Genomic DNA, 6,968 nt, shown 5'->3' with positions numbered 1-6,968 from the left:
GGACCGGCCCATGGCGGACCGGCCCCGCCCCCACGGACGGATCTCCCCGGGCGCGCCGCGCAGGCGGCGCTAGCGGACCTCGATGAACGCCGACGCCTCGCGCGGCGGTCGGGCCACGGGCGGGGCGGCCGGCGTGCCGACCGCCACCGCGCCCAGCGGGTCCCAGTTCGCGGGCAGCTCAAGCACCTCGCGCACCACCTCGCGGCAGAACATGGTGGAGGAGACCCAGGCCGAGCCCAGCCCCTCGCCGGCGAGCGCGACCAGCAGGTTCTGCACGCCGGCGCCGGCCGCGACCACGAACATCTCGCGCTCGGCGGTGGCGCGCCGCTCGTCCGGGTACGGGTGCGCGCCGTCCGCCACCAGGCACGGCACGACCAGGTACGGCGCCCGGCGCAGCACATCGCCCCGGCGCACCCGCCTGGCCACGCTCTGCTCGCTGAACCCGTCGCGCCGCAGATCGGCGATCCACGCCTCGCGCATCGCGTCCAGCAGTTCGGTACGCGCCCGCTCGCTCTCCAGCAGGACGAACCGCCAGGGCGTGGTGTGGTGCGGCGCGGGCGCGGTGACCGCGGCGGCGACCGCGCGCCGCACGGCCGCCCCGTCCACCGGCGCGTCGGTGAACTCGCGCACCGTGCGCCGCAGCGTCACCGCCTCCCGTACGGCCTCCGACGTGCCGAGCCGGAACATGTCCTCGGCCGGCTTGCGCACCAGGGCGCTGGCCCCGGCGCCGGTCGGGTCGGCCGCCTCGCCCACCAGCCGCGGCAGCCCGCGCACCACGGCGACCGGACAGCCGGAGGTCTTGCCCTTGACCAGGTCGCCGGCGGCGGCCAGCTCGTCGGCGGCGGCGACGATGGTCACCGCGAGCGGATTGCCGTGCGCGTCGGTGCCGCCGCGCAGGTCGTCCAGGACGCGCAGCCCGGCGGCCCCGATCGCCACGTCGGTGAGGCCGGAGCGCCAGGGCCGCCCGAAGGTGTCGCTGATGACCACGCCGACGTCCACGCCGAGCGCGGCCCGCAGTTCGTCGCGGATCGTACGGGCCGAGGCGTCCGGGTCGACGGGCAGCAACAGCACCGTGCCCGCCGGGGTGTTGGAGGCGTCCACGCCCGCGGCGGCCATCACGAAGCCGTTCCGGTTCTCGACCACGCGCAGCGGGCCGCGCCGGGCGACGACCCGTACGGTCTCGGCGTCTATCGCCGCCTCGCGGTCATCCGCCCGCAGCAGCCGGCCCTCCGCCTTGCTGACGATCTTGGAGGTGACGACGAGCACGTCGCCGTCGGCCAGGCCGGGGCCTTCGGGGCCGACCGCGGCGGCGATCAGCTTGGCCAGCGAGTCGCCCTCGCGCACCTCGGGGATGCCGGCCAGCGCCCACACCCGGAAGGAGGCGGGCCCGCCGTCCTCGGCGCCCGCGGCCGGGGCAGTGTCCGCCGAAGCCGAAGCCGAAGCCGAAGCCGAAGCCGAAGCCGAAGCCGAAGCCGAAGCCGAGCCCGCGTTCGCATCCGGCCCCGTGGGCCGTGCCGGCGCGCTCACGCCCGTACCTCCTCGGCCAGCGCCAGCGCCTCGCGGGCCATCTGGGCGGTGGCCGCCAGGTCGGTCATCATCAGCGGCACCGCGCGGCAGCGGATGCCGGCGGCCTCCACCTCGGCCGTCGCGCCCGCGTCCACGGTGTCCACGAGCCAGCCGTCGAGCAGCCCGGAACCGTAGTGCGCGGCGACCGCAGCCGCCGTCGCCTGCACGCCCACGGCGGCCAGCACCTTGTCGGCCATGCCGCGCACCGGCGCGTCGCCCACGATCGGGGAGAGCCCGACGACCGGCACCCCGGCGTCCGCGATGGCCTCCCTGATGCCGGGCACGGCCAGGATGGTGCCGACGCTGACGATCGGGTTGGACGGCGGGAAGAGCACGACGTCGGCGGCGGCGATGGCCTCCAGCACGCCGGGCGCCGGCTTGGACTGTTCGGCGCCGACCGGCACCACCGCGTGCGCCGGCACCCCGGCCCGCAGCCGCACCCAGTACTCCTGGAAGTGCACGGCCCTGCGCCCGCCACCGGCCTCCGGGTCGTCGATGAGCACGTGCGTCTCGACCCGGTCGTCCGACATGGGCAGCAGCTTCACGCCCGGCTGCCAGCGGGCGCACAGCGCCTCGGTGACGGCGCTGAGCGGATAGCCGGCGCCCAGCATCTGGGTGCGGACGATGTGCGTGGCGAAGTCCCGGTCACCGAGCCCGAACCACTCGGGCCCCACGCCGTACGCCGCCAACTCGTCCTTCACCGCGAACGTCTCGTCCGCCCGGCCCCAGCCCTGTTCCTCGTGGATGCCCCCGCCCAGGGTGTACATCACGGTGTCGAGGTCGGGACAGACCTTGAGGCCGAAGAGGTGGATGTCGTCGCCGGTGTTGCCGACGACGGTGATCTCCGCGTCGGGCGCCGCCGAGATGAGACCGCGTAGGAACCGGGCGCCGCCGATCCCCCCTGCCAGAACCACAATGCGCATGGGACACAGTCTGTCAGCCGCCCGGGGAACCCCGGCCTCCGGTCACCGGGGCGGAAGCGGCCACCGTGCGCGGTTCGGCCAACCCGCCGCCGGTACGGGGGCGCTCACCCACGTACGGGCCGACCGGCACGGCCGAGCGGGCCGACCCGCGCCCAGGCCGGCCCGCGCTCAACTCCCGGGCGCCCGGCGGTAGTTCGGGCCCCGCGCGCCTTCGGCCGTAGGTCAGCGACTGCCCGCGCCGACCGCCGCCGGCGCCTCGCCCGGCGCGGCCGTGCCGTACGCCGCGCCCCGGCCCGGGTGGAAGGGCATGTCGGTCAGGCCGGGGAAGTAGACGTGCAGGCTGACGGCGGGTTCGAGGGAGTCGTTGACGACGTCGTGGGCGTAGCCGGGGGCGATCACGTGCTGGGCGCCGGGGCCGAGCGTGCGCTCGCCGTCCGCGGTGCGCTCGGTCAACTTGCCCTGGAGAACGGTGAAGACACCACTGGAGCGGCCGTGGTCGTGCGCCCCGCTGCCCTGCCCCGGCACCCAGCTCAGCAGCCAGACCTCATAGCCGGGGCCGGTGCGCAGCCGGTGGTACCAGCGGCTGGTGGCGTCGTACTCGACCAGCGGCTGCCAGCCCGCGCGGTCGGCGGCGATGGTGCGGGCGAGCTGGACGAAGCCCGAGACGGTGCTCGGGTGGGCGGGGAGCGGCGGCAGCAGGTGGGGAATGTCGAGCCAGTCCCCGGCGATTTGGACATCGCTGTTCATGTACGGAGTTCCTCGGCAGATGTGCGGGTGGCACGCGGCGCCAGCGGCTCGTCGGGCCTGGTCATGGCCCGGCGCGTGCACGGAAGCGGTGGAGCGAGGTGGTGCGGGAGAAAGCTGGAGCTCAGGTGGCATCAACAGCTAGAACAGCGACAGCGAGCCTGCACAGCGCAGCGGAACCCGTAGGCACGGGTCGACTGGGGCATGGCGCTCACTGACATGCGACCAAGGAGACCGGGTCTGTCCGTTCCTGTCAAATCCCTGTCCACATGGTGAGTAATGCTTCACCTCATCCGGTTACCCCGTCCGGAGAAAGGTTTGTGCAACCGTACAGGCGGAGAGGTGGCGCACCATCTGCGGTCGTTGACGCCGTGCGGCGCCCACGATCGTTCTCCGGAGGCGGGGCGCGGTGTGATCCGTTTCGCTTCGGCGGCCGTACTGCAACTGGAGTCGGCGGCCGGGACGTCTGTTCTCGGTGGGGAGATGCCGTGACGCGTCGACGCGCGGTGTGGCGGTAGGTGTGTCTGGCTTTATGTCGATTTGAACACTTTCTGCAAGCCCTTGGTTCCGCAGAGTGAATAAGCGGCTCAATAGCAGATCTCGGCTTGACTGGCTCGGATCGGCGCACTTGTAATTTCAGACGTGTCGCTCAGGCTCACGGCTGCGGCACGGGTACGCAATGACGGACGAGGGGCGCACATGACCGAGTTGTTCCAGCAACTGCTGGTCGAAGAGGCGGACGAGGAGTTCGGCTGGCAGGAGCGCGCACTGTGCGCTCAGACCGATCCCGAATCGTTCTTCCCGGAAAAGGGCGGGTCCACGCGTGAGGCGAAGAAGGTCTGCCTCGCCTGCGAGGTCCGCTCGGAGTGCCTTGAATATGCCCTCGCGCATGACGAACGCTTTGGAATCTGGGGCGGCTTGTCCGAACGCGAACGTCGACGACTGAAAAAGGCCGCGGTCTGAACGCCCGGTCCCCCCACAGAAGCTGCACCCACGGTCCGCCTCCAGCGCCCAGCGCATCGAGGCGGACCGTCGTGTTGGTGGGCGTCTCGTCAGGCATGGGGTGGGCAGCTAGGCGGCAGCTATGACATCTGTGGCATCTGCCATCTAGGTGCCTGGCATGCGGCGCCACGGCCCGCGCCACCGCCCGCGCCACGGCCCGGCGGCAGTGACTCGCGGGACCACGGGCCCGGAGGGGCGCAGGCCCGGTGGCCCCGCTACCGGTGGCCCCGCTACCGGTGGCCTCGCTACCGGTAGCCCCGCCGCCCTCGCACCCGTGGCCCCGGCCGCCGCCCGCTCGCCGCGCTCCGCGGAATGCTCCGTCGCCGCGGCCCCCGGCGACCTCGGTGCGCGCCGTCCCGTAGCCGCGGCTCGGCCGCGGCCATCGCGCCGTACCCGCAGCGCGCCGCGGAACGCTCCGTCACCGCGCCCCCGGGGTCCCTGATACGCGCCGCCCGCAGCGGCGGCCCCCACCACCCCGGTGCACAAACCGCCCCACAGCTCCCACCCCCCGCCCCACAGCTCCCACCCTCCCGCCCTGGTTCACCCCGCCCCGCGGGGACATGCGTGCGGAGCGTGGTACCGGGCGCGTCGCGTGCGGGTCGGCCGCGTGGTGTTCGGTGTGGTGCGCCAAGTGAACGTATCCGAGCGCGCCCTGGCCACATCTGGCCCGCGGCCCGACGGGGCGGGCCGGCGCGCGGCGGGGCGAAGGGCGTGCGCCCTGCTGGGAACGGTGGCAGCTCAGGGCCGTGCCTGCGGGCGCGTGGGCGACGGGACGGGGCCCCGCCGCGCCCGAGCGCCCTGTGTGCCGCGGCGCGCGCCCTGTCCGTACGGCTCGGACGGAGCGGTCGGCCCGCCCGGCCGAGCCGTTAGTGTGGGGGCCCGTCCGAGAGGCACCGGCGCCACCACGGCAGCCGGGCGTCCACCGCAGTCCAGCGAACCGGGGCCCGTACCTCGATGTCCGTGCACAGCCAATCGGCGGCCTCCCAGCCGGCCGCCCCCACCGAGTTCGCCCCCACCCACGGTGGCGCGGCGTCCACCACGCCCGAGTTCCCGCGGCACGTGGTCACCGCCGTGCTCGTCGCCCACGACGGCGCCCGCTGGCTGCCGGACGCGCTCGCCGGTCTGCTCGGCCAGGACCGTCCGGTGCAGTACGCCGTCGCCGCCGACACCGGCAGCGCCGACGCGTCCGCCCAGTTGCTCACCGACGCCCTCGGCCCGGAGCGGGTCCTGCACCTCGCCCGGCGCAGCGGCTTCGGCACGGCCGTGGAAGAAGCGGTGCGCAGCGCCCCGCTGCTGACGCCGGACCAACTCCCGTACCTGCGGCGCCCCGGCGGCTGGGACCCCGAGGCCCGCGCCTGGCGCGACGACGCGTACGAGATGCCCGAATTGCCGCACGGCGAGCCCGTGCAGTGGCTGTGGCTGCTGCACGACGACTGCGCGCCCGAGCCGAGCGCGCTGACCGAACTGCTGCGGGTCGCCGACGCCAGCCCGCGCGCCGCGATCGTCGGCCCCAAGCTGCGGAGCTGGTACGACCGGCGACAACTGCTCGAAGTCGGCGTCAGCATCGCCCGCAGCGGGCGCCGCTGGACCGGCCTTGAGCGCCGCTAACAGGACCAGGCCCAACACGACCAGGTCCGCCCCGTACTCGCCGTCTCCAGCGCCGGCATGCTGATCCGCCGCGACGTCTGGGACGAACTCGGTGGTTTCGACGCCAGGCTGCCGCTGATGCGCGATGACGTGGACCTGTGCTGGCGCGCCCAGGCCCGCGGCCACCAGGTGCTGATCGCCCCGGACGCGGCGCTGCGGCACGCGGAGGCAGCGGCCCGCGAGCGGCGGCCCATCGACTGCGTGGGCCGCGCCGGCCGCACCGCCGCCGCCGACGGCGAACAGGGCTCGGCCCTGCGTCAACTCGCCCCGCGCGCGTCATCGCCGCACCGGGTCGACAAGGCCGGCGCCGTCTACACGCTGCTCGCCAACACCCGCACCGCCCTGCTCCCCTACGTCCTGCTGCGCGTCGTGCTCGGCACCCTGCTGCGCACCCTCGGCTACCTGGTCGGCAAGGCGCCCGGGCAGGCGGTGGACGAATTCGCCGGCCTGTGCGCCGTACTGCTGCGGCCCGAGCGGGTGCTCGCCGCCCGGCGCGGGCGCGGCCGGCCCGAGGTCGAGGCCGGCGAACTGCGCCCGCTCTTCCCGCCGCCCGGCGCGACGGTGCGGGCCACCGTCGAACAGATCGCGGGCAACTTCGGCGGGCGCTCCGACGCCGAACTCTCCGCCGGCGGCCGGCACGGCGCCGTCGAGTCGGGGCCCGGCGGCGACGACGCGGACTTCCTCGAAGTCGAGCAGTTCACCCGGCTCAAGCGGATCGCCCGCAAGCCCGGCCCGGTGCTCTTCGCCGTGCTGCTGCTCGCCTCGCTCATCGCCTGCCGCAACCTGATCGGCGGCGGCTCGCTGGCCGGCGGCGCCCTGCTGCCGATCACCGGCGACCTCGGCGACCTGTGGGCCCGCTACTACGACACCTGGCAGCCGGTCGGCGTCGGCGCGGCCCACCCCCGGGCGCCCAACCCCCCCGGCCGGGCCGCCCGCCCGCCCCCCCCCCCGCGGCCCCCGGGGCGCCGGGGGGGGGGCCGCCCCGGCGCGGGGGGGGGGGGGGCCGGGCCCCGCCGCGGTGGGCGGGATCGCGGCCAGTGTTGGGGCCGGGGGCGCGGTCAGAGCCAAGGCCGGGGCCCGGGTTGG

6 protein-coding genes are annotated in these 6,968 nt (G+C 75.0%); 3 read left to right on the top strand and 3 right to left on the bottom strand.

The window, feature by feature from the left end; all coding sequences use genetic code 11:
* Positions 1 to 69: 69 nt before the first annotated feature.
* The 3 genes from AAHZ94_RS25510 to AAHZ94_RS25500 all read right to left on the bottom strand — a co-directional run bounded on the left by AAHZ94_RS25510 (position 70) and on the right by AAHZ94_RS25500 (position 3,236).
* Positions 70 to 1,527 carry a coenzyme F420-0:L-glutamate ligase gene (locus AAHZ94_RS25510; RefSeq protein WP_349995545.1) on the bottom strand — a complete coding sequence of 486 codons (1,458 nt, stop codon included), beginning with the start codon at positions 1,525 to 1,527 and terminating at the stop codon, positions 70 to 72.
* Positions 1,524 to 2,489 (bottom strand): 2-phospho-L-lactate transferase, encoded by a 966-nt coding sequence (gene cofD / locus AAHZ94_RS25505; protein ID WP_349995543.1) that lies wholly within the window; start codon positions 2,487 to 2,489, stop codon positions 1,524 to 1,526. The genes AAHZ94_RS25510 and cofD overlap by 4 nt, the downstream gene beginning before the upstream one ends.
* A 222-nt stretch (positions 2,490 to 2,711) precedes the next feature.
* The gene (locus AAHZ94_RS25500; protein WP_349995541.1) at positions 2,712 to 3,236 is read right to left on the bottom strand and encodes a cysteine dioxygenase; all 525 of its coding nucleotides are present in this window, start codon (positions 3,234 to 3,236) and stop codon (positions 2,712 to 2,714) included.
* Between the two features lie 696 nt (positions 3,237 to 3,932).
* Here AAHZ94_RS25500 and AAHZ94_RS25495 point away from each other — a divergent pair.
* The 3 genes from AAHZ94_RS25495 to AAHZ94_RS36515 all read left to right on the top strand — a co-directional run.
* Positions 3,933 to 4,196 carry a WhiB family transcriptional regulator gene (locus AAHZ94_RS25495; RefSeq protein ID WP_349995539.1) on the top strand — a complete coding sequence of 88 codons (264 nt, stop codon included), beginning with the start codon at positions 3,933 to 3,935 and terminating at the stop codon, positions 4,194 to 4,196.
* Between the two features lie 999 nt (positions 4,197 to 5,195).
* The gene (locus AAHZ94_RS36520) at positions 5,196 to 5,843 is read left to right on the top strand and encodes a glycosyltransferase family 2 protein (RefSeq protein ID WP_502964780.1); all 648 of its coding nucleotides are present in this window, start codon (positions 5,196 to 5,198) and stop codon (positions 5,841 to 5,843) included.
* A gap of 57 nt (positions 5,844 to 5,900) precedes the next feature.
* Positions 5,901 to 6,968: glycosyltransferase family 2 protein (locus tag AAHZ94_RS36515; protein WP_502964779.1), on the top strand; the 1,068-nt coding region annotated here is incomplete at its 3' end.

Source organism: Streptomyces sp. HSW2009 (assembly GCF_040240285.1).
GTDB lineage: Bacteria > Actinomycetota > Actinomycetes > Streptomycetales > Streptomycetaceae > Streptomyces.
Note: the sequence above shows the minus strand (reverse complement) of the source record. Positions and strands in the feature narration are given on the sequence as shown.

Bases quoted from the DNA above. Each gene is read 5' to 3' on its own strand.
- AAHZ94_RS25495 (WP_349995539.1), top strand. From the start codon at position 3,933: ATGACCGAGTTGTTCCAGCAACTGCTGGTCGAAGAGGCGGACGAGGAG.
- AAHZ94_RS25500 (WP_349995541.1), bottom strand. From the start codon at position 3,236: ATGAACAGCGATGTCCAAATCGCCGGGGACTGGCTCGACATTCCCCAC.
- cofD (WP_349995543.1), bottom strand. From the start codon at position 2,489: ATGCGCATTGTGGTTCTGGCAGGGGGGATCGGCGGCGCCCGGTTCCTA.